The organism is Methanocalculus natronophilus (assembly GCF_038751955.1).
In the GTDB taxonomy this organism is placed as follows: Archaea; Halobacteriota; Methanomicrobia; order Methanomicrobiales; family Methanocorpusculaceae; genus Methanocalculus; species Methanocalculus natronophilus.
The window spans coordinates 1-20,621 of record NZ_JBCEXH010000008.1 but is presented as its reverse complement, the minus strand read 5'-3'; the positions used below and the strand labels follow the sequence as shown (position 1 = coordinate 20,621).

Genomic DNA, 20,621 nt, shown 5'->3' with positions numbered 1-20,621 from the left:
GCAACCAGAAGAGTATTGAGCACACCAAGGAGAATACCAGTCATGTATTCACAGAACTACTTCTGAATGATACCACAAAGACCTGACAATTACAGATACTATCAATGAACCCGGACATGAAATCCAGAATCACAATCCACAGGGAAGGAAAATGCTACGTTGCTATTGATCACCTCACGCATGTCGCGGATCAGGGAACCACAAAAGAGCAGGCAATTCTAAACCTCAAAGCCGGACTTGAGGAGCACCTCAGGCTCAAAAAGGAGCTCCTGCAACAAAAATAATGGTTGGGGTGCGGTCACCGATCCCCGATACCACACACAATTGCCGCATGATCATGGTGGTAGGGCTCAAGCCAGCAGGTCTTGTGGATCAATAACCCCGCCTCCCTCAGACGCTCAACCGTCCCGGAGAAGACCTCCTCGGGCGTCATCCTGATATCAACCGACCGCGTCTTCAGCATCAGGATCGCTGTTGGCCCGCCAGCTCCCCCGGACACCTGCTCTGGTCCGGAAACCTCATCCGGCCCGGACGTGGCCCGCTTCAGAAACGGCAAATGCTTTATCAGAATCCCTGCCTGATCGGGCTGGGCAACATCCTGGTACAGGAGATCAACCTCCTCCAGGAACGGCGCATACCGGTCAGGACGGGTCGCATCACCTGCAATAGGGACGATATTTTCCCGCTTTTCGGCAACCACAAGCAGATCACGCAGGGGCCTTGGAGCAAACTCAACTGCATACACCACCTCCACATAATCAGCAACATGCGATACCGTTGTTCCGTTTGCAGCACCAAGATAGAGCACCCGCATGGAAGGCGTCAGGTCAATTGTCTCATCCAGCATGCAGAGAGCCGCCAGTTTCGACCGGAACGGGTCCCAGACCCGGTAGCCTTTCACCATCCGCTCATTATACACACCACCAGCACCCGGCGAGACGAGCTGCCCGTCAATTCTGATCATGGCTACCTCCGGCTGCCAGATCGATTCTGCCGTTTGCATCCCTCAGAAACGCCTCGTCCGGCTCACCCCTGAAAAAATCAATCCGGGCCGCAATTGCAATCTTTGCCGCAAGCAGCCGTGCCACCCGGCCCCGTACTCCTTTTTGAGCATTATGTACCCGGCGGTGCTGGAAGATGATCCCATGCTTGGGAGACGGGGACCCGATTCTGATATGGGAGAAGAGTGCTGCTTCTGCCCCGATCACCTGCACCGAACTCCCCGGCATCGAAGCCAGTTTCCGCAAGCCCCCGGCACGCGCCATGATCCGGGCAGCGACCAGCCCTCCGACAAGCTCACTCGTGTTTGGGATCACCCGCCCAGCCAGCCGCGAGACATCAGCTGCAAGTGCAGTCCGGGCAGCGGCGAGCCCTTCAAGCTGATCTGCCATACCCCTGAGTGGCCGGGATCTGGTCCGCCGAATCCTTGGGAGTACACGTTTGATCGAACCTTTTCTTCCTTTCTGGGAGAACGAAGGATTTGTCACCAGGTACCATTCGATAACCCGCTCAGAGAGGAGATTGATCGCCTCATCCATCTGGTCAAGCGTCCTGACCATCTGGAGAAGTTCTGCATCCCTGCCAGACACCGCATCCGCAAGAACCAGGGCGGCATGGTGAAACATCACCTCCCTCAGCCTCCTGATATACTCCTTTCTGTCAGGGAATACCCCCGACTGCATAATCAGGTCCTCTGTCAGGGGTGAAAACGCCTGCATATCGGTTTCTGTCGATTGCACTGCCAACAGCAGTTCATGAGGTGTTCCTTCCCGGGGCCGGAAGACCCCCTCACTATCGACACTCCCACACCAGTACTCCATAGTACTGAAGTGATGAAACCTCAGCACCTATATATCCGGCGACCGGATCTTCTTCATATGTTTCTTGAGGCGGCTCTCTTCATAACCGGCCTTGCGCTTCTCGTCAAGGGTGCGGACTTCTTCGTCGGCGGAGGGAGCGGGCTTGCCTCGCGGTTTGGGGTCACCCCCTCACTCATCGGGTTTACGGTTGTGGCATTTGGGACATCGCTGCCGGAGTTTGTGGTCAGCGCAAACGCAAGCCTCACCGGAAACCCCGGTATCGCAACAGGAAACATCCTCGGGAGCAACATCGCCAATATCGCGCTTGTGCTTGCAGTCTGCGGGATACTCAAACCATCAATCCTCAATCCACACGGATCAGCCAACAGGGGTATCCGCATACAGGCCCTCCTGATGCTTGCGGCAACTGCCCTCTTCCTGCTGGTGGCATGGCAGGGAACGCTCTCTGCGCCTGCGGGAGTCATCCTTCTCATTGCGTTTGTGATCATACTCAGGATTCTCTGGAAGAACTGCAGGGACGACGGGGACGGGAGACGGGAGCCAAAAGGTGCGCTTGACATTCTCATGACCGCAGGCGGACTTGCCGCCGTCATAATCGGATCCCAGCTCGTCGTCACCTCGGCAGTTGGCATCGCAGACAGCCTTGGTGTTTCAGCCTTTCTCATCGGGCTGACGATCGTTGCAATCGGAACATCACTGCCCGAGCTTGCCACCTCTGTTGCTGCAATCAAAAGCGGGGAGAGCGGGATCTCAGTCGGCAACCTGCTTGGAAGCAACATCTTCAACCTCCTCTTTGTCCTTGGGATCATCGCCCTCATAACAGAGCTCCCGATACAGGAACAGGCTGACCTCCTGGTAATGGCAGCCTTCACACTTGCAGTCATCCCGATCATCCTTGCAGGAGAGCGGCTCACCCGGTTCGTCTCGTTTGCGGTGCTGATCGGATACTGCACCTATATCGCCCACCTTGCAGGACTCCTCTGATCCGGGCAGGGCACGTGAAACCCCCCTTTTCCCGCTAGAACTTTCCCACTAGAAGATCGGCACACCCAGGATCGACCAGCAGATAATCGGAACCATTATCGCTCCCATGCAGAAGACCCGCTGGACAGAGACAAGCGGCGGGACAGATCCGATCGCGGTTGCCAGACCAAGAATCAGCAGGCCAAACGGCCCGGTGACAAAAGCAGTCAGGAGAAGAAGGAAGACGATAACCGTCAGGTTCAGCCGCCTGATATTGAGCCGTGCCAGCACCTGTGAGCCTTTCGATGAAAGCACGGTGAGCGGGTATGCAACAACTGCCGCAAGGCACGCAGCAGCCATGATCCCAAAGAGCGGCGGGAGTTCATCGGTTGCTATCGCCGCCATCGCGCCGTTCCGGACGCGGGAGAGGGCATAGAGGGCGGCGATCCCAAGGAACGCATTTGCCGTGTTGGCCGCACTTGTCGCAAGAATATAGCCGCGTTCCTGCCGGGTATACGAGATGAATGAAGCAAGGACTGCATTTGCCGTTGCATTTGAGAACCCCGGCATCCAACCGACAATCGCCCCTGCAACGGTTCCGGCTGCCGCAGCACCTGCAATCTCCTTTTTCTCCATCCGGATCCCGCTATACCGCTGCTCAGGTACTGTACCTTCTGCTCCTTTCAACAGGACCGGGAGGCCAAAGAGCCCGGTGAGGAGTGGAAGTAGCAGCGGACTGCCGCCCGGGAGCACCTGCCAGGAGAGGTAGGAGTATCCCATCGAGAACAAGCCAAGAATACCTGAGGCAATGAAGACAGCAGCTGCCCATTCGGGAGCAGCAGACCGGACAATAAGTATTCCGGCAACAGTAATGAGCAGAATCCCGATCCACCAGTCCAGGTACGGCTGAAGCGGCGCAAGCAGGAGAAAGAAGAGCGGAAAGAGGATCAGGCCAAATCCCGCACCTGCCGCAGATCCAAGAGCAGCTATCCTGACCGCCTCTTCACCAAGGCCCTTCATGCAGAGTGCGTGGGCAGGTAGAACAGCGATTGCAGTATCGGGATCAGGCACACCAAGAAACGTGGAGGGGACGGCATCAAGGAACGTATGGGTCACAAGAGTTGCGGTAACCGATGCGGCAAAGACTGCCGGCCCGAAGAGAACAAGAAGTGCGGGATGCACCCCAAGGAGGATACCGGCCATCGTGTTTGAATGGATGCCGGGTGTGCATCCGCTGATGGTGCCAAGCACCACCCCGATTGCCGTTCCTATCAGGATGCCTCCGATCATGCGGGTGAAGAGATCAGCATGAGAAGACAAGAATATCATACATCCGTTCCTAATAGAAGAGAATAATGATCATCGCGGTAACCAGGCTTCCGGAAAAAGCAGGCAAGGATCGGGCAACCTGTGCAGAATATGGCCATACCTGCCGGATCGTCTCGCCCATGGCAGCAGAGATCTATGACAACCAGGTACAGGCTTTTGTGCTTGAGGCAAACACCGAAGCCTTTGACTGCATCTTCTTCACAAGCGCACTTCCTGCAGAACGGATAGCCCCGCTCCTCAAAACAGACGCCCGGATCATCGCAATCGGGCCGCAGACTGCCCGTATACTCAAAGAAGGAGGATTGGCTCCGGAGATGCTTCCAACCTTCTACTCCCGCGACTTTGCGCCCTACCTCGGCGACTGGCTGAATGGCAGGACAGTTGGCATCCCCCGTGCAGATGTCCCAAACCCGGCGCTGATAAAGGCAATCGAAGATGCCGGAGGAATTGCGCTTGAGTTCCGGTGCTATGGTCTTGTGCCAACAAACATACCCCTTGATCTTGCTGATGCCGATGCAATACTCTTCACAAGCGCAAATTCATTTGCAATGGCAATCTGGGATCCAAAACCCTCCATCATGCCAATTGCAATAGGCGACATTACCGCAGATGCGATGCGCAACGGTGGCGTTGAGCCCGTTGTTGTTGGGGACGGATCGCTTGCCGGAACACTGGCAGCACTGAACCAGTACCTGGATACCACACAGCCATGAAGACCGGAAACCACGCCTCAGGGATTCCCCATGGGATCATCGTCATCGACAAGCCGCCTGGACCCACCAGCCACGAGGTTGCCGCATGGGTCCGTGATATCCTCGGCGTCAGAACCGGGCAGGCAGGCACCCTCGATCCCGCCGTCTCCGGTATCCTGATCGTGATGCTTGGAAAAGCCGCAAAAATTGCAGAACACCTCCTTGCCCATGAAAAAGAGTATATCTGCCTGCTGAAACTGCATGGCAATGCACCGGAAGATGAGATCAGGCGTGTTGTCAGCAGCTTCTGCGGCAGGATCTACCAGCGCCCCCCGCGCCGGAGTGCGGTGAAACGGGCGCTCCGGATACGGACCATCCACGAGATTCAGATCCTTGATATCAAGGAGAGACTTGTCCTCTTCAGGGTCAGGTGTGAAGCAGGAACCTACATCCGTACACTCTGTGTCCATATCGGGCTTGCACTCGGGGTGCGCGGGCAGATGATCGAACTCCGGCGGACAGAGTCAGGCGGGTTCACCACTGCTCTCGCTCACACGCTTCATGAGCTTGCGGACGCAAAAGCAGCAGCAGATGATGGGGATCCAGAAGCCCTTGAGAAGATGATCCTCCCGGTTGAACGGGCAGTTGCCGATCTCCCGTCAATTACCCTTCGCGACACCGCAGTCGATGCAGTCTGCAGGGGTGCTCAGCTTGCAGGCGTTGGGATCGTCTCCTGCGGAACTTTTCAAAAAGGCGATACCGTCACATTCCTGACTGTATCCGGGGAATGTATCGGGCTTGGGACTGCCCGCGTCAGTTCGGAGAAATGTGTTCCGGGAAGACACGGCCTTGTCGCCAGGCCAAAAGCAATCCTGATGGAACCGGGAACGTACCCCCGTGGATGGAGAGAGAAGAGCAGGATTAAGTAATACCAAAACCTACACGAATACTGCATCTTCTGCTGAGGTAGTCTAGCGGTAAGGCGCGAGGCTGGAAACCTCGTGAGGCGTTTGTCTCTCGGGAGTTCAAATCTCCCCCTCAGCGTTCTAAAACACTTTTCTAAAACAACTCCGATCATGTATCTATTATTCAGCCCGTTATTCAGCCCGCTCTACTTTTTTCCCTACGTCAACCAATTATACCTTAGGAGAGGAGTGTGCCAGCTACGTCAAGGTAGCTTGACTTCCATGGCTTTGTGGCATGTACGTCATGCCTGGTTGCGTTAGAGAGATCGGTAGTCGTCTACGTCACCATAGGTTGACGTACAGGATAATCGAGGAAGGAACACAGATATAGCTCCTTTGGAAAGCACTATCCTCCATACATAATTTAATCCGGATCGGTACATTTTCTGCCTGAATCCGGAGAAAAAGCCTTTGCAGATCTGAAATCCATACGTATCCTGACATGCAGAGCCATCTATTCTTCTCCCCACGCCACCAGCCCCTTCACCCGCTCTCCCTCTTCAGTCAGCCGGTAGATGATCCAGGTGCCGGATTGATCTCCTGCAATGAAGCCTGCCTTCTTCAATATTGAGAGATGGTACGAGAGGCGGGAATCAGAGATACCAAGGATTAAGCGGATCACGCAGACACAGAGGGGCTGGACAGCAAGCAGGGCGAGAATCTTCAGCCTGAATGGATCGGCCAGTGCACGGAAGAGAGATGCGGCAGCCAGAGCTTCCGCATCTTCCGGCAGGTGCGCAAGAAGCCCCTGAAGCCCCTGAAGCCCCCCTGAGGCAGCAAGGGATGCTTCGACATCCGGCGGGATAGCACAGTTCTTTCCAAGCAGAGCCTTTCCACTGAGTTCATCGTCCGGTGCACCAGCCATACTTCAAATTTATATGAAATATCTATCAGATAAGAATATCGGGCAGATACAGAGTTGGGGGAGCGTGGATGCCGCACATATTTCAACATATGTTGAAATAGAAGCATATTTATTCCAGAACCACAGACATTATTTCAAGAGGTTTTGAAATAGCGTTTGCCCCATTGCCATACCGGCCGGGTGCGGCAGATCACAGGCCTCCCAAAGAGAGGAAAGCCATGCAGCAGACGATGCACACAGTCAGGAGAGGTCGATGATCGAGATCCTTTCGGGCTCCCTGATGATGGGATGGACAACACTCGCAGAATACCTCGCTGAGCATGTCGTCACCTGCCTCATCCCGGCATTCTTCATAGCCGGTGCTATTGCCGCTTTCATCAGGAAAGACACCATATTGAAGTACTTCAGCCCGGATGCAAAGAAAAGCAGCGCCTATGGAATTGCCTCTGTTTCCGGCACCGTTCTCGCTGTCTGCTCCTGCACCATTCTCCCGATCTTCGCAGGGCTCTTCAGGCGGGGAAGCGGGATCGGCCCTGCCATCACTTTTGTCTATGCCGGACCAGCCATAAACATCCTGGCACTTGCATACACTGCACAGGTCCTCGGCTTTGAGATCGGCCTTGCACGTGCAGTCTTTGCCATCATCCTGGCAATTGTAATCGGCATGATCATGGCAGCGCTCTTCAGATCAGATGACGAGGCAGCACGGAAAAAGATGGCGTCGATGCCGCAGCAACCAGCAGGCCGCGAGAACCGCCCCTGGTGGATTGTACCACTCTTCTTCATCCTCTTAATCGGGATCCTGATCACCGGCACAGCAGAGATCAGCTTCATGATCACGTTCCCAATCATCTATGCCCTTACGATAGGAGTGGCAATTCTTTTGATTTATTTCTTCGAGCGAAGCGAGGTGACCGAATGGGGATGGGAGACCTGGGATCTGACGAAGAAGATCGCCCCGATCCTCCTCATCGGCACATTTGCCCTTGGGATGCTCGCCTACTTCCTCCCGCCTGAGACCTTTACCCCGTACTTTGGAGCAGACACGCTGCAGGCAAACCTTCTTGCCTCACTCGTCGGCACGATCCTCTACATGCCGACACTCCTTGAAGTGCCGGTGATCGGAACCACATTCGGATACACATCAGGAGTTATGGCAGGCGGCCCGGCACTCGCCCTCCTTCTTTCAGGCCCCACCGTGAGCCTCCCCTCACTCCTTGTCATCTCAAGGATTATGGGTGTCTGGAAAACAATTGTCTATGCAATACTGGTCATACTCTTCTCTGCACTTGCAGGGTTTACCTATGGAATAATTATTGTCTGAAGAGGAAAACAAGCGTTACTGAAGCAGAAAGTGAGAAAAGCAATAGTCTGGTGAATGGAGATGAAGATAGAAGTACTTGGAACCGGATGCATGAAATGCAGACGCCTTGCACAGAATGTTGAAAAAGCAGTCTCTGAACTCGGTATCAAAGCCGATATCGTGAAGGTTGAGGATATCACCGCCATCATGGAGCGGGATGTCATGCTGACACCCGCACTTATGATCGATGGCGAACTGAAGGTGACGGGGCGGGTTGCTGAAGTCGCTGAACTGATGGAACTCTTTGAAAAAGTATAAGCAAATCCTCTGAAAAAGTTAGGCATGTAAGGGATTTCCAATGAAGAAGATACTCTTTATCTGTACACATAACGCGGGCCGCTCCCAGATTGCCGAAGGCTACCTGAACTCCCGCTACAATGACAGCTATCAGGCCTTCTCTGCCGGATCAGAGCCGGCAAGCCAGGTAAATCCCCTTGTTATCAGGGCGATGCAGGAGATCGGAATCGACCTGCAGGACACAAGGCCGAAACTGATCGATGAATTTGACGGAGTTGAGATGGATATCCTGGTCACCCTCTGTGATTCCGGAACCTGCCCGCTCTTCCCCTGGGCAAAGGAGACGATCCACCAGACATTCCCGGATCCCAAAGCGATCACCGGAACCGATGAGGAGATCCTCGCAGGCATCCGGACGATACGGGATGGGATCACCGACTGGATCGACAAGACATTCGGCCATGTTTAAATGCAACAGATACCAGAACAGCTCAGTCCCACCATACTCCCGCTTTTCCACGTGCCAGGATGAGCAGAACCAGGAACAATTCCTTAATGCGATCTCAGAACAGAAGAGATTATCCAATGTGGGATCTTCGGATTAGCCAGCCGGGAGAGCCGGATTGCAGCATGGAATATGGACATCCGGCAGCCATTCATATCCATGAAGACGAAATAATTCAGGCACATTCATAAGAAAGGGAGAGAGGCTATGCAGCAAAAAACGATCACCTATTCAAAAAACGTCTTCCTTCCGCTTACAACCGTCTGCAGGAACAGGTGCGGGTACTGTTCATACAGGACACAAGTACAGGACGGGTGCCTGATGCCGCCCGACGTTGTCTGCGACACCCTCAGGCGGGGGGCGGCAAGCGGCTGTACCGAGGCACTCTTCACGTTTGGAGAGCGGCCCGGTGAGGAAGAGGGCTTTGATCGCCACCTGGAGGCGATCGGGTACACCGACATCCTGGATTACTGCTATGACCTCTGTCTCGAGGCAATTGATCTGGGGCTGCTCCCCCATACAAACGCGGGGGTCTTGACCTATGATGAGCTTGCCCGCTTCAGGGCTGTCAACGCGAGCATGGGACTGATGCTTGAGACAACAGCGGATATACCCGCACATACACAGTCTCCAGGAAAAGATCCAGGCGTCCGGATCCAGATGATCGAAGATGCCGGACGCCTGAAGATCCCATTCACAACCGGCCTCCTGGTTGGGATCGGGGAGACGGCAGCAGATCGTGAAGAGTCTCTTGAGACAATAGCAGCCATCCACAGGCAGTATCACCACATCCAGGAAGTCATTATCCAGAATTTCTGCCCAAAACCCGGAACCCCGATGGGCGAGGATGGAACCGTCACACGGGAAGAGTTCGCAGAGACGATCCGCTCAGCCCGCGCGATCCTGCCGGAGGATGTTGCCGTCCAGATCCCGCCAAACCTCGCAGAAGCCCGCTTTTTCCTTGAATACGGGGTAGACGACCTCGGCGGCGTCTCACCGGTAACAGTCGATTACATCAATCCGGAACATGCATGGCCGGAGATCGACAAACTCAAGGGAATTACGAGAGGATACGCGCTCCGTGAACGCCTCTGCATTCACCCGCAATATATCAGGAGAGGATGGTTTGATCCGGGACTCGCACCACTTATCATGAAGCTTGACAAACAGATACAGGAGCAGAACCTATGAACCAGGGCGACGTTCTCATTAGCGGGAAGGCAAAAACCGTCTTCCTATCGGAAAAGCCAGACGAACTTATTGTATCATTTCGGGATGATATCACTGCTTTTGATGGCGGCAAAAAAGATGAGCTGCAAGGCAAGGGTGCCTCAAATGCCGAAGTCTCAGCATTTCTCTTCAGGCTCCTTGAGGAGGCTGGCATACCCACGCATTTTATCCGGATGGACGATCCGACCACGATGCGTGTCAAAAAACTCTCGATGATCCCGCTTGAGGTGATCGTCAGAAACCGTGCCGCAGGATCACTTGTCAGGACTTTTCCATTCACCGAAGGCCAGGTCTTTGAAAAACCGATCGTTGTGACCGACTACAAGGACGATTCGAGGAATGATCCCGCAATCCAGGATGATATCATCATCGCACTTGGGCTTTTGACCGCAGACGAGCTACAGCATGTCAAAGAGCTTGCAGTCAGGGTAAACGATGTTTTGAAGTCATTTTTTGAGAGTATCGGCCTCGATCTGGTGGATTTCAAACTTGAATTTGGAAAGGGCAACGGAGCCATACTCCTTGGCGACGAGATCAGCATGGATTCGATGCGGCTCTGGGAGAAAGGCACGATGAAGTCCATGGACAAGGATGTCTACCGCTTTGAAAAGGGAGATGTCATGGAGGCCTACCGTGCAGTATCGGCGAGAATCACCGGGAGCAGAAAAGAATGAAATTTGATCTCATCATCACCATCCGGTTGAAGGAAGGGATGCTGAATCCGGAAGCAGAAGCGATCCGGCATGCGATCGCGCACCTCGGCTTTCCAACAGAGAAACTTGTTACTGCAGACCAGTTTACAATCACCATTGAAGCGGAGAACAAAGCAGCAGCAGAGGAGATTGGGATCTCCCTCTGCGAGAAACTCCTTGCAAACCCTGTTATCCACACCTATGAGATCGAGGTCCGCTGATGCGATCAGCAGTCATCAGGTTTGGCGGAAGCAACTGTGATCAGGATGTCGCCTATGTCGTCGGAGAGGTATGCGGGGCCGATGTGGATCTGGTCTGGTATAAAGACGGGCTCAGGCGCAGCTATGACGCTATTATCCTCCCGGGAGGCTTCAGCTATGGCGACTACCTCAGAGCCGGAGCAATAGCCGCACGGACACCGGTTATGAAGGATATCATCCGGGCGGCAGCAAACGGGGCGCTTATTCTCGGCATCTGCAATGGCGCCCAGATCGCAGCAGAGAGCGGGCTTGTCCCCGGCATCTTCACAACAAATGCCTATCCGAAGTTCCTCTGCAGGCCGGCTCTCCTCAGGGTTGAGAACACCACCTCACCCTTCACCCGCCTCTACCGGCAAGGCGAGATTGTCAGCATCCCGATAGCACATAAGGAAGGACGCTATATTGCCCCTCCTGGTGACATCAGCCGTCTTGAAGCAGACAACAGGATTGCGTTTCGTTTCTGTGACGAGAATGGAGATGTCAATACGAACGTAAATCTTAACGGCTCTTCCGGTAACATTACAGGTATCCTCTCAGAACAGGAGAATGTGCTCGTTATGATGCCCCATCCCGAGCGGGCAGCAGAAGAGATACTTGGATCAACGGATGGGAAGAAGATCTTCGATTCGATGATTGCATATACTGAAGAGTCGTAAAGGAGAGTGAGAGACAGATGGATGAACTTGAAGCTGCCCGGCTTATCCGCGACTGGGCAGAACGGTATGCTGCAGAGATGGGGTGGCTCCTAAACCCCGATAAAAAGCAGCTTGACGCCGTCATCAGGGGGCTGGCACGCAAGATGATCCGGCAGGGAGAACGGTACTGCCCGTGCAGGATCATGAGCGGGGACCCCGATGTTGATGAAAAGATCATCTGTCCGTGTATCTATCATAAGGACGAGGTTGAAAACGATGGCCACTGCCACTGCAACCTCTTCTTCAGAACGTGACCAAAGCCCTCCATCTGTCAGAACCAGATCTTTTTTCTCCTCAGATGATAACAGGATGGTATGAAAACCCGGAGTGCCGAGATTCTCGTATGGGCAGAAGCATATGCCGAAGAGAACGGATGGGTGCTCAACCCCGATACCACCCAGCTCAAAGCCGTGATCCGTGGGCTCGCCAGAAACCAGATCCAGAAAGGCGAACGGTACTGCCCATGCAGGATCCAAAAAGGAGATCCTGAAGCTGACAGAGCAATCATCTGCCCGTGTTCCCATCACAGAACTGAGATCGCAGATGACGGACACTGCCATTGCAATCTCTTCTTCAGGAATAACGGGTGGTAGATCACCTGCGCCGAAACGGTGCTTTTCTGGCAACCCTGAGTGCATGGGTAACTGCATAAATCCCGACACAGACCGCTGCGCCATATCCGATGAAAGCGACATAATTCCCATAGGGTATCACAGCATCCGGAGCAAGCAGGAGAAGCGAAGATCCGATGACAACCGAGGAGGTGATCAACCCGACCATGAGCCGGTCGGTTGAGCGGTCAACCGTCTCCTGGAGCCGCTGGACATCGCCTGCAACAACATCAATCCTGACTCTCCCCTCACTCACCCTCTGGAATGCAGCATTCATCTGTTCGGGCATCCTGAGAAGGGCACGGAGAGAACTGACACCGGCAGTGATCTCCGTTTTGATTGCATCTGTTGAAAAGTACTGCTCTGTAATCAGATCAGCAACATAAGGTCGGGCCTTTGTACTGAAACGAAACGTCGGATCAAGCACTAGAGCAATATCTCCGACCATGCCTATCACCTTTAAAAGCCGCATCATCTCTCCGGGAACACGAACCTGGTATTTCCTGAGTATCTCGGAGAGTTCGATCGTCATCCTGGAGAAATCATACTGCCTCACCTCATAGTCGGCATAGTCGAGGAGCAGCAGGTAGAGATCGTCCCTGAAATACTCCCTATCCTCATGTGGGATCGATATTCCAAGACCATAGAACGCCTCAAGGCAGACATCCACATCAGTCTCGACAAGACCATAGAGCAGCTGGATGAAGGTTTTTCGCCGCTCAGGCCTCAGCACCATGCAGATCCCAAAGTCAAGAAACGCCAGATCCCCGTTTCCCATCACAAGAAGGTTGCCGGGATGGGGATCGCCATGGAAGAAGCCGTCAACCATGATCTGTTTGAGATACGCCCGAAATCCCCGGTCGGCTATCTCCTGGGGAATATGACCCATTGCACGCAAAGCCTCGACATTATCGATCCGGACACCTTCGATAAACTCCATGGTCAGCACCCGGCGTGAACTGGCTTCCCAATAGATCTTCGGCACCCGGACACCATCAAGTTCGGCCATATTGGACCTGATGCGTTCGGCATTCTTCCCATCACGTGTAAAGTCAAGCTCTTTTCGTATCTGGCCGGAAAAGCTTTTGACAAGTTCGGCAGGGTTGTAGACACGGAGATCGGGAAAGACAACCTCAAGCCGTTCCGCTAGCGACCTGAGAATCAGGAGATCAGTCTCGATCACCTCTTCAATACCAGGACGCATGATCTTGACGGCAACAACAGTTCCATCTGCCAATACCCCCCGGTGCACCTGGGAGATTGATGCTGCGGCAACAGGCACCGGATCGATACGCTGAAAAAGTACCTCCCATCCGGGGACAGTCTCATCAAGCGCAGATCTGACCTCCGGAAAGGGGAGAGGAGGCACCCGGTCCTGGAGTTTATGGAGTTCGTCGATCAGCTCAGGCGGAAAGAGCTCGCGCCGGGTGCTCATGATCTGGCCGAACTTGATGAATGTTGGTCCAAGTTCTTCTATTGCAAGGCGGATCCGCTCATATGCCGAGAGATCAGTCTCCGCCTCTTTCCTCTTGAAGAGAACACGTGACGGAAGACCGGGGAAGAGTTCATCTACCGCAATACCAAAGCCATGTTTCACCAGGATATCCGCAATCTGGCCGTACCGTTTCATTCCTGAAAGCATTGGATCAGGATGGAATTGTCACATGAGTTAAAAGGTGTTATGGCTGGTTTACCCCAGGTGCAGAAGCCTGGCGCGGCAGTGCAAGTGAGAGGATGGCTGCTGCGATGAGGGGTATCGTTAGTGCAAAGAGTGCTGTTGGAAGGGTCATCAGGTCAGCTGCAATACCAACAATAGAGACACCAAGACCACCTGCACCAATCGAGAAGCCAAGAAGCAGCCCTGATGCGAGCCCGACCCTGCCGGGGAGATACTCCTGTGCCATCGTCACCGTGACGGAGAAGGTCGACCAGGTCAGGTACCCGATGAGCACCATCAGGATGAGGACAATCCACCCCGATGTCATGAAGAAGAGCATGTACGGGATAATGCAGGCAAAGAGACCCAGGATCGTCACTTCACGCCTGCCATACCGATCAGAGAGGAAGCCGCCGGTGACCTGGCCGACAACACCTGCAAGGAGCATCACGGTCAGCATAAAGTTGGCAAAAACAAGTGATGACCCTGTTGTCAGGATCAGGTATGCCGGGAAGAATGCAACAGAAGCCATAATCACCCATGAGCGGAGAGCCGCTATTGTCACAATCAGGCTGACCGGGCCAAGCGGGATCCGCGGAGACGCCACCTCAGCGCTCACTGGTTTTGGAAGAGGAGCTCTCCTCCGTGTGAGAGAGTAGAGGAATGCCGCCATCAGAAGACCGGGGATTGCAATCAGGGTGAGCGCGGGAAGCCCCCCAAACCCGATGAGAATACCCACGATGACCGGGCCTATCGCAAACCCGAGATTCCCCCCGGTCACAAAGATGGAGGTGAGGGTTCCCCTGTTATGGACTGTTGTCTCCCCGTGGACCTGGAGGAGCGCAGCAGGATGAAATAAGGCATGCGAGATGCCCGCTCCTGCGGCAAAGAGGAGGAGCAGATAATAATTCTGCACCACCCCGTAGAGGCCGATGCAGAGGGCGCTCGTCAGGATGCAGAGCCAGATCGGTGCTGACCATCCAGACTGGTCCGAGAGCCACCCGACGACCGGCTGGAAGAGTGAGGAGGTCACCTGGAAGACCGAGACGAGCAGTCCTGCCAGGAAGTACCCGATCCCTGGCTGGAGGATCAACAGTGGGATGAGTGCCGGGATCACCGGGCTGTAGAGATCGATGACGATATGGCCTGAGGTATAGCCAAGGATGCTGCGGGGAACTTTTATCATTTTCAGATCCGCCTCATGCAGACGATCTCAACCGGGATATCCAGAACCGCTCTCTTATGAAACGAAAATGAGCGTTTTATCGGAAAGCGGGCAGCAACCATACCCACAATCGCTGCCCGCCCTGTGATGTAGGATGAGAGAAACGGGATCGAGTCTTTATTAAAGATCCCATAGACCACCGGTGCTATCCTGAGAGCTGCATCGATAAAGGGGCGATCTGCATGCCGCTTCTGTGCGCCAAAGGGGGGGTTCATAACCACTGTATCGCACGAAACCTGAAAGTCACTCAGCTCACCGGGAACAAATGTACAGTCTACGGAGAGCAGTTTTGCATTCTCCTGTGCAACTGCCACCAGGCGTTCGTCTCTTTCAATCCCATACACCTGTTCTGCACCAAGAAGGGCAGCACCAATCGCCAGGATGCCGGTCCCGGATCCGGGATCACAGACCACACACCCGCTGATATCCCCGGCAAGATATGCATCATAGAGAAGCCGGGCAGCAAGGGGCGCGGGCGTCATGTACTGCTCCATTGCGGGATCGGGATCCGGGATCCCTGCCACTTTTTCGAGCTGTATCTCAAGATGCCTCAGTTTCATGCAACAATCTCATCTATCTCATATGCTTCCCAGTCACGTATCCCGCAGAGGATCTCAAACTCGGCAGGGGAGAGTACCGGGACGGGAAACCGGATCTGGTCATCAAGAGCAAGTCTTGGGCAGGCAGTATTGACATAACAGGGATAACCGAGATTCAGGAGCTGATCAGGAGTCACCTCCCTGAGAAGAATGACATCTGCACGAGGGTGATGGTTCATGAGTTCTTCAGCAAGCCTCATGCGGTTCTGCCCGGATTTTGTCGAGACAATAATCCCGAACCGATCTGCAAGACGGGCTTTCTCAATAACACCAAACCTCTTTCTGAGAAGCCGATCTGCCTCAACAATCCCTGCATCCCCGGTGAAGGGATCAAGCGTGACAACCCGTCTGCCGGTTGCAATCCCAGCACCAATCGGGTGAAAGACACCTGATCCAAAGTAGAGCAGTTCATCGGCTCCGGCACATCGTGCTGCTGCATAGGTGCAGCCGAGAACCTGCCCCGGCAGGGGGGTGCGGGGCGAGGGATCGCTGATCACAGCAGCAATCCCATGCTTCTGCAGTTCGTCTGCGAGGCGGGGGAGGGCGGCGGCATGCTGGGCTGTGGAGATGAGTCCGATTGTATCGGTTGTGATGAGCTGCAGGACGGAATCAAGCGGCGGAAGAGGCAGATCCAGAACAACCGGCTCAAAGAGGATTCGATCGTCGTCCTGGATCGGCGTGTGTCCGAGATGGACAAGGATATCGGCGTATGCAAGAGTTTCAAGTGCCGGATCGCATGCACCATAACAGGGATCACCGGAGATGACAACCAGATAGCCTTCGTCCCGGAGCGCGTCGGCAACTGCTGCCAGCTCCCGTTTCAACCCCTCAGGCGCCTGGAGCGCCACGGTCCGGACAGGGAGAGGGCGGATCCTGTCAAGGATCTCAGAAATACGAATCAATGACATGGACGCCGTCTTCATCAACATCGATGGTGACAAGGGACTTATACGGTCTCCCGATATCGGGGTTGCCACGGTTGATGACAAAACAGAGGTCGGTTATGATCGCCCCTGTGGATTCGATTGCGGGCAGAACTGCACGGATCGTTCCGCCGGTGCTGATAACATCATCAACAACCACCACCCGGTCACCCTCAAAGACACTGTTGAGATAGAGCGTACCTTTTGAATAGCCGGTTGTCTGGCCGATCACCACCTCGCCGGGGAGGTTGTATTCGCGTTTCCGGATGATAGTATAGGGAATATCGGTCATCAGGGAGAGGACAGTGCCGATATGAATACCCATTGCCTCGGTGACGATGATCTTGTCGACATTTGAAAAATCAAGCGCCTTGAAGAGCGAGCAGGCAACATCCCGCAGAAGCGCGGGCTCAACGAGCGGGACACCGTCGGTGATGGGGTGGATAAAATATGTATATTCACCCCGCTTCACGATCGGGCAGGTATGGAGTGTTTTTTTCAGTACTTCAAGCATCAGGATTCACCAATTGTCTCTAGAAATGCTTCAACCACATCCCTGGTCACATGAGGCATCAGGACGGTGCGCATATGACCCTGCCGTGTTCGGGAGACGCGCCACCCGGCAGGTGTAAGCGGACAGTCGAAGGTGGCGACATTCACATCAGGCGTGACTGCACGCGGATACCCAAATGCCTCCATCCCTTCGATGAGACGCCAGGTATTCTCCATGCACCCGGAGACAATCGCAGAGAGGCCCTCACGCCCAAGATACCGGAGGACGGCATACGCACCTGCCACAGGCGCACCGGGCCGTGTTCCTGCAAGGGTACATTCCTTCTTGACGGTCAGGTACGGCGTATCAACATTGAGGCAACCAAATGCTTTAGGATCACGGAGAAGGAGGGCGCCGCAGGGGATCGTGCTCATCCCCATCTTATGGGGATCAACTGAGACGCTTGAGACCCCGGAAAGAGAAAAGTCCCATGGATCACTATCAGGGAGGAATGGTGCAACAAGACCCCCAAACGCGGCATCGACGTGGAAGAAGAGATCCGCTTCCTCTGCAATTGCGCAGATCTCTCCAATTGCATCGATCATCCCGTATTCTGTGGTTCCGACAACAGCAACAATACCGACGGTATTTCTGTCTATGCAGTCAGGAATTGCAGACGTATCCATCCGGTACCCGGAGTCAAGGGGAACAGTCCGCATCTCAAGCCCGAGCATATCACACGCCTTGTCAAAGGAGAAATGGGCAGATGCAGGTATGATGACATTTGGGGATTCAACCGGCTTCTGCTTCTGGGCTATCCGGAGCGCCTGGATATTTGATTCTGTACCCCCGGACGTGGCATAGCCGCCAGCTTCAGGGCAGTGGAGGAGATCACCAAGGAGCCTGATCAGTTCATCCTCAAGCCGCATCGTACCCGGAAAAAGACCAGGATCGCCAAGGTTTGTCTCAATGAACTGCATATGGGCAGCAATAGCAACCTTGTGCGGCCTTGTGCACATTGAGGAGAGGATGCGATCGTAGGGTTCGTCTTCGTCCCTGACAGAAGAGAGGTAGGAGAAGACCTCCTCTTCAGAAGAGCCGGTATTCTTCATTGCCACCCTTCGAATACGCAAGGTCAAGGACCATCCGCTGCTCGGTTCTGGCTGCAGCTTCACGGATCTTCTGTACTGCATCGATGTTTGCCGAGACGCTCCTGATTCCATGTTCGACAAGCCAGGATACCATTGCCGGGTCTGATCCTGCCTGGCCGCAGATTGAGCATTCAACACCCGCAGATCGGCACCGCTGGATCGCATAGTCGATCAGTTTCAGCACCGCCGGGTGGGTTGGTTCATACATCGAGGCGACATGTTCGTTGTTCCTGTCCACAGCAAGGGTATACTGGACGAGATCGTTTGTGCCAAACGATGCAAAATTGATGCCCGCCCTGATGAAGTCGTCTATCAGGATGGCAGATGACGGAACCTCCACCATGATACCGAGGGTGACTGCGTCAACAGCAACTCCCCATTCCCTGAGCAGGGCTTTTGCCTGGATAAATTCCCGTGGATGGTTCACAAGCGGGAGCATCAGGCCAAGATTATCGTATCCATCTTTCCAGAGTCGTTTGAATGCCTCCACCTGGAGCCGGAACTGTTCAGGAACCGAGAGATCGCGCCGGATTCCACGCCATCCAAGCATCGGGTTGTGCTCAACCGGCTCGTCCTCTCCACCCTCCATATTCCTGAACTCATCAGTCGGGGCATCAAGTGTCCGCACCCAGACGGGCTTGCCGGGGAAGGCGTCAAGAATCGTTTTAATACCTTCATAGAGTTCGTCGATGAACTCATCCTCACGCTTCTGTTCAATGAACCACTGTGGGGTCCTGTTCATCCCAAGGATGAGATGCTCAATCCTGAGGAGCCCGACACCGTCTGCACCGGTGGCGGCAGCCCGCTTTGCGGCTTCGGGAAGTGAGACATTCACCTTGATCAGGGTTGCAGTGACCAGCGGTGCTGCGGCTGCCTGTACAGGCGCATCATCTTTCTCCCTGGCTGCCCGGACCTCGCCTTCGTATACAACACCTTTATCACCGTCGATTGTCACAATCTGGCCGTTCTTCAGGGTTGTTGTCGCCTTCTTGGTCCCGACAACAGCAGGGGTGCCGAGTTCGCGGCTGACAATCGCAGCGTGACAGGTCATACCGCCTTCATCGGTGATGATGCCGGATACCCGACGCATGGCAGGCACCATATCGGGATTTGTCATCTTTGCAACGAGAATATCTCCTTCCTGAACAGAGCCTGAATCCTTGATCTGCTTGATGATCGCAACCCGTCCGGTAACCGTTCCGGGGGATGCGCCCTGGCCTTCAAGGAGGACTGTCTGCTGACCGGTTGGAGCTGCTGCCTTTGTCTGGGTCTGTGCCTTGATCGTTGTAACCGGCCTTGACTGAAGAATATAGATTTCTTCTCCCACAATTCCCCATTCGATATCCTGGGGAACACCATAGTGATCCTCAGAGAGTTTGCCAAGGGAGGCGAGGCGTGCAACCTCATCATCTGAGAGCACGGGTTTTGTGCGCCGGTCTTCGGGAACAGGGACTTCCTTTGTCCCTTTTGTACCATCAGGAATGATCTCGGTCTCTTTGCTGGCAATGATCCGGTCGACAATCTTCTGTTTCGACTGGTCGAAGACAAAGTTATCAGGAGATACCGAGCCTGATACAACGGCCTCACCAAGCCCCCATGACCCTTCGATGATCGAGAGGGGCTCTCCTGTTACCGGATGGGATGTGAAGAGAACACCGGCTTTCTCCGAGAAGATCAGTTCCTGGACAACTACCGCGATATTGACACTCCGGTCATCAAAGCCCTGTTTTGACCGGTAGTATATGGCACGCGCTCCATAGAGCGATGCCCAGCACATCTGGACTGCTTCAATGACATCATCTCCACCGATGATGTTGAGGAACGTCTCCTGCTGCCCTGCAAAACTTGCATCAGGGAGATCTTCTGCAGTCGCGCTTGACCTGACTGCGACAACGGTCTTGTGACCGATCCTGTCATAGGCTGACCGGATCTCGTCCACCATATAGTCAGGAATCGGGACAGACATGATGAGATCCTTTGCCTTACCCGCAGCAGACTCAAGCGCATTATTCTCATCGACATCCAGACCCTCAAGGATGGAATAGAGTGATTCTTCAAGCCCGGTCTCGACAAGGAAGCGCCGGAATGCCTGTGCGGTAACAACAAATGCCTGGGGTACAGGAAGCCCGATAGAGGCCATTTCACCAAGCGATGCGCCTTTGCCACCCACAGAGGGCAGATCACCCTTCCTGATCTCCTCAAGCCAGAGAATGTTTGGAGCGTCCTTCATAGATATCTCAGGTATGAATCAACCCACTGATACATAAAATGGGGTGAAGAAAGCTCACGTGGAGCCCATCAAACCAGAGATCTGACTTATAAAACCTCCTCTATTTTCCGGCATTC

General features: G+C 54.3%; 24 protein-coding genes and 1 tRNA gene. 14 read left to right on the top strand and 11 right to left on the bottom strand.

What is annotated here, in order from left to right; all coding sequences use genetic code 11:
• Nucleotides 1-116: 116 nt before the first annotated feature.
• Nucleotides 117-284 carry a hypothetical protein gene (locus tag ABCO64_RS08625; protein ID WP_253460054.1) on the top strand — a complete coding sequence of 56 codons (168 nt, stop codon included), beginning with the start codon at nt 117-119 and terminating at the stop codon, nt 282-284.
• Between the two features lie 14 nt (nt 285-298).
• On the opposite strand, the gene ABCO64_RS08620 is transcribed toward ABCO64_RS08625, so the two are convergent.
• A complete protein-coding gene (locus ABCO64_RS08620; RefSeq protein WP_253460051.1) occupies nt 299-964 on the bottom strand; it encodes a fibrillarin-like rRNA/tRNA 2'-O-methyltransferase in 666 nt (221 codons plus the stop codon).
• Entirely contained in the window at nt 951-1,820 is an 870-nt protein-coding gene (locus ABCO64_RS08615) for an NOP5/NOP56 family protein (RefSeq protein WP_253460048.1), read from the bottom strand. The genes ABCO64_RS08620 and ABCO64_RS08615 overlap by 14 nt, the downstream gene beginning before the upstream one ends.
• Before the next feature lie 57 nt (nt 1,821-1,877).
• Between ABCO64_RS08615 and ABCO64_RS08610 the strand changes: the two genes are divergently transcribed.
• Nucleotides 1,878-2,804 (top strand): calcium/sodium antiporter, encoded by a 927-nt coding sequence (locus ABCO64_RS08610; RefSeq protein WP_253460044.1) that lies wholly within the window; start codon nt 1,878-1,880, stop codon nt 2,802-2,804.
• A gap of 48 nt (nt 2,805-2,852) precedes the next feature.
• On the opposite strand, the gene ABCO64_RS08605 is transcribed toward ABCO64_RS08610, so the two are convergent.
• A complete protein-coding gene (locus ABCO64_RS08605) occupies nt 2,853-4,103 on the bottom strand; it encodes a tripartite tricarboxylate transporter permease (protein WP_343089321.1) in 1,251 nt (416 codons plus the stop codon).
• A 35-nt stretch (nt 4,104-4,138) separates the two neighbouring features.
• Here ABCO64_RS08605 and ABCO64_RS08600 point away from each other — a divergent pair, with 35 nt between their 5' ends.
• The 3 genes from ABCO64_RS08600 (at nt 4,139) to ABCO64_RS08590 (ending at nt 5,848) form a co-directional block, all read left to right on the top strand.
• Complete coding sequence (locus tag ABCO64_RS08600) at nt 4,139-4,825, top strand: uroporphyrinogen-III synthase (RefSeq protein WP_253460041.1); 687 nt, start codon at nt 4,139-4,141, stop codon at nt 4,823-4,825.
• Nucleotides 4,822-5,733, top strand: a complete 912-nt coding sequence (locus tag ABCO64_RS08595; RefSeq protein WP_253460039.1) for an RNA-guided pseudouridylation complex pseudouridine synthase subunit Cbf5 — start codon at nt 4,822-4,824, stop codon at nt 5,731-5,733. The genes ABCO64_RS08600 and ABCO64_RS08595 overlap by 4 nt, the downstream gene beginning before the upstream one ends.
• A 31-nt stretch (nt 5,734-5,764) precedes the next feature.
• Nucleotides 5,765-5,848: transfer RNA gene (locus ABCO64_RS08590), tRNA-Ser, on the top strand.
• Between the two features lie 375 nt (nt 5,849-6,223).
• On the opposite strand, the gene ABCO64_RS08585 is transcribed toward ABCO64_RS08590, so the two are convergent.
• On the bottom strand, nt 6,224-6,634 hold the full coding sequence (locus ABCO64_RS08585) for an ArsR/SmtB family transcription factor (RefSeq protein ID WP_253460036.1): 411 nt from the start codon (nt 6,632-6,634) through the stop codon (nt 6,224-6,226).
• 253 nt (nt 6,635-6,887) lie between these two features.
• Here ABCO64_RS08585 and ABCO64_RS08580 point away from each other — a divergent pair, with 253 nt between their 5' ends.
• The 9 genes from ABCO64_RS08580 (at nt 6,888) to ABCO64_RS08540 (ending at nt 12,209) form a co-directional block, all read left to right on the top strand.
• The gene (locus tag ABCO64_RS08580) at nt 6,888-7,958 is read left to right on the top strand and encodes a permease (protein ID WP_253460033.1); all 1,071 of its coding nucleotides are present in this window, start codon (nt 6,888-6,890) and stop codon (nt 7,956-7,958) included.
• Between the two features lie 60 nt (nt 7,959-8,018).
• Entirely contained in the window at nt 8,019-8,255 is a 237-nt protein-coding gene (locus ABCO64_RS08575) for a thioredoxin family protein (RefSeq protein ID WP_253460030.1), read from the top strand.
• Nucleotides 8,256-8,295: 40 nt separating this feature from the next.
• Nucleotides 8,296-8,703, top strand: a complete 408-nt coding sequence (locus tag ABCO64_RS08570) for an arsenate reductase ArsC (RefSeq protein WP_253460027.1) — start codon at nt 8,296-8,298, stop codon at nt 8,701-8,703.
• 243 nt (nt 8,704-8,946) lie between these two features.
• On the top strand, nt 8,947-9,930 hold the full coding sequence (gene cofG, locus ABCO64_RS08565) for a 7,8-didemethyl-8-hydroxy-5-deazariboflavin synthase CofG (RefSeq protein ID WP_253460025.1): 984 nt from the start codon (nt 8,947-8,949) through the stop codon (nt 9,928-9,930).
• A complete protein-coding gene (gene purC / locus ABCO64_RS08560; RefSeq protein WP_253460023.1) occupies nt 9,927-10,643 on the top strand; it encodes a phosphoribosylaminoimidazolesuccinocarboxamide synthase in 717 nt (238 codons plus the stop codon). Before cofG ends, purC begins: the two co-directional genes overlap by 4 nt.
• Nucleotides 10,640-10,882 carry a phosphoribosylformylglycinamidine synthase subunit PurS gene (gene purS / locus ABCO64_RS08555; RefSeq protein WP_253460021.1) on the top strand — a complete coding sequence of 81 codons (243 nt, stop codon included), beginning with the start codon at nt 10,640-10,642 and terminating at the stop codon, nt 10,880-10,882. The genes purC and purS overlap by 4 nt, the downstream gene beginning before the upstream one ends.
• Nucleotides 10,882-11,577, top strand: coding sequence for a phosphoribosylformylglycinamidine synthase I (gene purQ / locus ABCO64_RS08550; RefSeq protein WP_253460019.1), 696 nt, complete (start codon nt 10,882-10,884; stop codon nt 11,575-11,577). Before purS ends, purQ begins: the two co-directional genes overlap by 1 nt.
• 17 nt (nt 11,578-11,594) lie before the next feature.
• Nucleotides 11,595-11,870 (top strand): ferredoxin-thioredoxin reductase catalytic domain-containing protein, encoded by a 276-nt coding sequence (locus ABCO64_RS08545; protein ID WP_253460017.1) that lies wholly within the window; start codon nt 11,595-11,597, stop codon nt 11,868-11,870.
• A 60-nt stretch (nt 11,871-11,930) separates the two neighbouring features.
• On the top strand, nt 11,931-12,209 hold the full coding sequence (locus ABCO64_RS08540; protein WP_253460015.1) for a ferredoxin-thioredoxin reductase catalytic domain-containing protein: 279 nt from the start codon (nt 11,931-11,933) through the stop codon (nt 12,207-12,209).
• A gap of 1 nt (nt 12,210) precedes the next feature.
• Here the strand turns inward: ABCO64_RS08540 and ABCO64_RS08535 are convergent, their stop codons facing one another.
• From ABCO64_RS08535 to ppsA, 7 genes are read right to left on the bottom strand one after another with little or no spacing between them, the layout of a single operon-like run.
• The gene (locus ABCO64_RS08535) at nt 12,211-13,869 is read right to left on the bottom strand and encodes an ABC1 kinase family protein (RefSeq protein ID WP_253460012.1); all 1,659 of its coding nucleotides are present in this window, start codon (nt 13,867-13,869) and stop codon (nt 12,211-12,213) included.
• 37 nt (nt 13,870-13,906) lie between these two features.
• Nucleotides 13,907-15,070: an MFS transporter gene (locus ABCO64_RS08530; protein WP_253460010.1), complete on the bottom strand. Its 1,164-nt coding sequence runs from the start codon at nt 15,068-15,070 to the stop codon at nt 13,907-13,909.
• A gap of 2 nt (nt 15,071-15,072) precedes the next feature.
• Nucleotides 15,073-15,669, bottom strand: coding sequence for an METTL5 family protein (locus ABCO64_RS08525; RefSeq protein ID WP_253460008.1), 597 nt, complete (start codon nt 15,667-15,669; stop codon nt 15,073-15,075).
• Nucleotides 15,666-16,631 carry a diphthamide biosynthesis enzyme Dph2 gene (dph2, locus tag ABCO64_RS08520; protein WP_292615447.1) on the bottom strand — a complete coding sequence of 322 codons (966 nt, stop codon included), beginning with the start codon at nt 16,629-16,631 and terminating at the stop codon, nt 15,666-15,668. Before dph2 ends, ABCO64_RS08525 begins: the two co-directional genes overlap by 4 nt.
• Nucleotides 16,594-17,145 carry a hypoxanthine/guanine phosphoribosyltransferase gene (hpt, locus tag ABCO64_RS08515; RefSeq protein WP_253460004.1) on the bottom strand — a complete coding sequence of 184 codons (552 nt, stop codon included), beginning with the start codon at nt 17,143-17,145 and terminating at the stop codon, nt 16,594-16,596. Before hpt ends, dph2 begins: the two co-directional genes overlap by 38 nt.
• On the bottom strand, nt 17,145-18,236 hold the full coding sequence (mfnA, locus tag ABCO64_RS08510; RefSeq protein ID WP_253460002.1) for a tyrosine decarboxylase MfnA: 1,092 nt from the start codon (nt 18,234-18,236) through the stop codon (nt 17,145-17,147). Before mfnA ends, hpt begins: the two co-directional genes overlap by 1 nt.
• On the bottom strand, nt 18,214-20,505 hold the full coding sequence (gene ppsA / locus ABCO64_RS08505) for a phosphoenolpyruvate synthase (RefSeq protein ID WP_253460000.1): 2,292 nt from the start codon (nt 20,503-20,505) through the stop codon (nt 18,214-18,216). Before ppsA ends, mfnA begins: the two co-directional genes overlap by 23 nt.
• Between the last annotated feature and the right edge of the window lie 116 nt (nt 20,506-20,621).

Coding starts and splice junctions, on each gene's coding strand:
- dph2 (WP_292615447.1), bottom strand. CDS start 16,631: ATGAAGACGGCGTCCATGTCATTGATTCGTATTTCTGAGATCCTTGAC.
- ABCO64_RS08540 (WP_253460015.1), top strand. CDS start 11,931: ATGAAAACCCGGAGTGCCGAGATTCTCGTATGGGCAGAAGCATATGCC.
- purS (WP_253460021.1), top strand. CDS start 10,640: ATGAAATTTGATCTCATCATCACCATCCGGTTGAAGGAAGGGATGCTG.
- ABCO64_RS08525 (WP_253460008.1), bottom strand. CDS start 15,669: ATGAAACTGAGGCATCTTGAGATACAGCTCGAAAAAGTGGCAGGGATC.
- ABCO64_RS08600 (WP_253460041.1), top strand. CDS start 4,139: ATGATCATCGCGGTAACCAGGCTTCCGGAAAAAGCAGGCAAGGATCGG.
- ABCO64_RS08580 (WP_253460033.1), top strand. CDS start 6,888: ATGATCGAGATCCTTTCGGGCTCCCTGATGATGGGATGGACAACACTC.
- ABCO64_RS08535 (WP_253460012.1), bottom strand. CDS start 13,869: ATGCTTTCAGGAATGAAACGGTACGGCCAGATTGCGGATATCCTGGTG.
- ABCO64_RS08530 (WP_253460010.1), bottom strand. CDS start 15,070: ATGATAAAAGTTCCCCGCAGCATCCTTGGCTATACCTCAGGCCATATC.
- ABCO64_RS08615 (WP_253460048.1), bottom strand. CDS start 1,820: ATGGAGTACTGGTGTGGGAGTGTCGATAGTGAGGGGGTCTTCCGGCCC.
- mfnA (WP_253460002.1), bottom strand. CDS start 18,236: ATGAAGAATACCGGCTCTTCTGAAGAGGAGGTCTTCTCCTACCTCTCT.
- purQ (WP_253460019.1), top strand. CDS start 10,882: ATGCGATCAGCAGTCATCAGGTTTGGCGGAAGCAACTGTGATCAGGAT.
- ABCO64_RS08575 (WP_253460030.1), top strand. CDS start 8,019: ATGAAGATAGAAGTACTTGGAACCGGATGCATGAAATGCAGACGCCTT.
- purC (WP_253460023.1), top strand. CDS start 9,927: ATGAACCAGGGCGACGTTCTCATTAGCGGGAAGGCAAAAACCGTCTTC.
- ABCO64_RS08595 (WP_253460039.1), top strand. CDS start 4,822: ATGAAGACCGGAAACCACGCCTCAGGGATTCCCCATGGGATCATCGTC.
- ABCO64_RS08585 (WP_253460036.1), bottom strand. CDS start 6,634: ATGGCTGGTGCACCGGACGATGAACTCAGTGGAAAGGCTCTGCTTGGA.
- ABCO64_RS08545 (WP_253460017.1), top strand. CDS start 11,595: ATGGATGAACTTGAAGCTGCCCGGCTTATCCGCGACTGGGCAGAACGG.
- cofG (WP_253460025.1), top strand. CDS start 8,947: ATGCAGCAAAAAACGATCACCTATTCAAAAAACGTCTTCCTTCCGCTT.
- ABCO64_RS08625 (WP_253460054.1), top strand. CDS start 117: ATGAAATCCAGAATCACAATCCACAGGGAAGGAAAATGCTACGTTGCT.
- ppsA (WP_253460000.1), bottom strand. CDS start 20,505: ATGAAGGACGCTCCAAACATTCTCTGGCTTGAGGAGATCAGGAAGGGT.
- hpt (WP_253460004.1), bottom strand. CDS start 17,145: ATGCTTGAAGTACTGAAAAAAACACTCCATACCTGCCCGATCGTGAAG.
- ABCO64_RS08620 (WP_253460051.1), bottom strand. CDS start 964: ATGATCAGAATTGACGGGCAGCTCGTCTCGCCGGGTGCTGGTGGTGTG.
- ABCO64_RS08570 (WP_253460027.1), top strand. CDS start 8,296: ATGAAGAAGATACTCTTTATCTGTACACATAACGCGGGCCGCTCCCAG.
- ABCO64_RS08610 (WP_253460044.1), top strand. CDS start 1,878: ATGTTTCTTGAGGCGGCTCTCTTCATAACCGGCCTTGCGCTTCTCGTC.